Below are 2,210 nucleotides of genomic sequence, written 5' to 3'. Positions count from 1 at the left end.
CCTGGTCCAGAAGGTCCTGGTCCTGGTGGTGGACCAGGAGGATGTGATATGTAATACCAGTAATGCACATAGTAAGCTCTAGGTGGTGGAGGGGGTGGTCTATGAATCCAATAACCCCACCTAAAGCCTGGCGGGGGTTGCGGGGGACCATTTAGAAATATACGGGGTATAATCATTCCACCATAAACTGGTTCCCATGGCCCATAATAGTATGGAGAATACATTAAAACACTGTTATACCACATATAATACATATTATTATAGCCGTAATAGTATACGTATCCTGGTACTGAAGGTGTATAGTAGGCATTTAACCCACTGCCTATATTAAAAGCAAACTGAGGTGTTTCCATGTTGATAAACATACCAGCATTTGCATTTGGCGGTTTACTAAAATAACTAAATGTCCCGATAAAGATTGGAATCAATACACCCAAAATATATTTTTTTATCCTCGACATAAATGACTCCTTTTTAGGATAAGTGTTGTTTGCCACATACAAAAACTGTTTATAAACCTCCTAACACCCTATTTAATAATTTACTTTTTATAACACATAAGTCAAATACAGGTAAATAATTCTACAATAATACATGTATGCAGTATGGGATTATAATAAAAAATCAGCAATATAAATTGATAATCCACATACTCTTCTATCATGGTAATCTGAAATAATAATTTGATCAATATTTTTCTAAATATTTAAAATATTTTACACATTTTCTTCTATCTTTACATAATATTGTGAATGGTTTTAGTTACAGAGCCGTGCTTAAGGTTGTGTAAGAAAAAACTACTTCAGCCAACTAAAATATCAGTTTGTAATTTTTTATTGACAAAGGAAAAACATTGTTGTATTACTTAAATTAACTGTTTGCCAAGAAATAGTAAACTTTTAAGATGCCAGCATGCAAGTTCTTTTAAAATAAAATAGCAACATTTTTTAATTTCTATATTTAATAAAAATGTTTTGAAAGTTGGTAGTTTCTCTTTCGTTTTAAGAATGACGCTATCTGAAGTGGATTGTTTGCTATTGTTTCAGTATGACATTACTTTTGTTATGCTAAGTTTTACAAGACAAAAAATTTAATTACTTTGAAGGTTTGGTTTGAAAAATTAAGGATATTTTTAAAAACATAAAGTTGTAAAAAATTTTTTATAGATTTTGAGGACAGCATGACGATAATTTTAAATAGTTTGGCAGTTTTAATAGTGTCAATAGTGGTTTCTATATTGGGCAACATAATAGGTATTGGTGGTGGAATCATATTGGTGCCTTTTTTTATTTATTATTTACATTTAAGCTCAATTATAGCAAGTGGTTTAAGTTTGTTTACAATTGTCGTAAGTACAATTGGTGGCACATATGCTTTTATAAAGCAAAAAACAATTGATTATAAATTATTTGTAGTTATTATTGCTTTTATTTTGCCTGGTATTATTGTAGGTTCAATTGTTAATAAATTTATAAAAACTCAACAATTTGCAAGTATATTTCCATTATGGGTAATAATAATAGGTATTTTTTCTTTGGTGAGTGCTAAAAAAAATTTACTAAAATTTAATAGTCAAAGTACTACAAATATCATTAAACATAACAATCTTTTACGTTTTATTTCATTTTTAGCTGGTTTTGTATCAGGATTTTTTGGCGTAGGAATAGGTGGCATAATGGGAACATATTTGGTTGCTGTGGAAGAGATTTCTCCAAGGACAGCTTTTTCCACTTTGATTATGACAATGACAATTACTTCGTTGATTGGGTTTATTATACATTTAACAAATACGAGCTCTTATTCACACGTTTGGTTATTATATGCTATTTCTTTATTTATTGGTGCAGTATCCGGTTCTCAAATAGGTGCTTATATTTCAGCTACTTTAGATTTAAAAACTTTAAGAGTATATCAGGGGTGGATTATTTTATTTTTAGGTTTTTTCTTATTTTTAGGTAACTTTATTAAAATTTGATTTTTAGTATTGATGATTTATATGTAGCAATCCAAAACTTATGATGATATCTTATAATGTAAATACAATTTTTAGTTACAATTGCTTTTAAACGAACTATAAAAATAGTTGGTGAGCTAAGGGGGGATCGAACTACTGACCTCTTGGCTGCCAGCCAGTATAATACTTAAAAATTAATACTTATATCCTGCATTCCCGCTTTCCTGTAACAAGCTTTTGAAAATAATCTGATTTA

General features: G+C 29.6%; 1 protein-coding gene and 1 pseudogene. One reads left to right on the top strand and one right to left on the bottom strand.

Translation table 11 applies throughout. The features are described 5' to 3' along the window. Positions 1-461: pseudogene (locus tag ACP5FO_RS08730) on the bottom strand (hypothetical protein); the annotation flags it as partial. A gap of 719 nt (positions 462-1,180) precedes the next feature. On the opposite strand from ACP5FO_RS08730, the gene ACP5FO_RS08725 reads away from it, so the two are divergent. Beyond that, positions 1,181-1,975, top strand: a complete 795-nt coding sequence (locus tag ACP5FO_RS08725) for a sulfite exporter TauE/SafE family protein (RefSeq protein ID WP_428157417.1) — start codon at positions 1,181-1,183, stop codon at positions 1,973-1,975. The last annotated feature ends 235 nt before the right edge of the window (positions 1,976-2,210 follow it).

The organism is Desulfurella sp., from assembly GCF_049977265.1.
GTDB lineage: Bacteria > Campylobacterota_A > Desulfurellia > Desulfurellales > Desulfurellaceae > Desulfurella.
The sequence above is the reverse complement of the archived record's forward strand: the minus strand, read 5'-3'. Positions and strand labels throughout refer to the sequence as shown.

What these genes read in the sequence shown, in the direction of transcription:
- ACP5FO_RS08725 (WP_428157417.1), top strand. Translation starts at nt 1,181, where the DNA reads ATGACGATAATTTTAAATAGTTTGGCAGTTTTAATAGTGTCAATAGTG.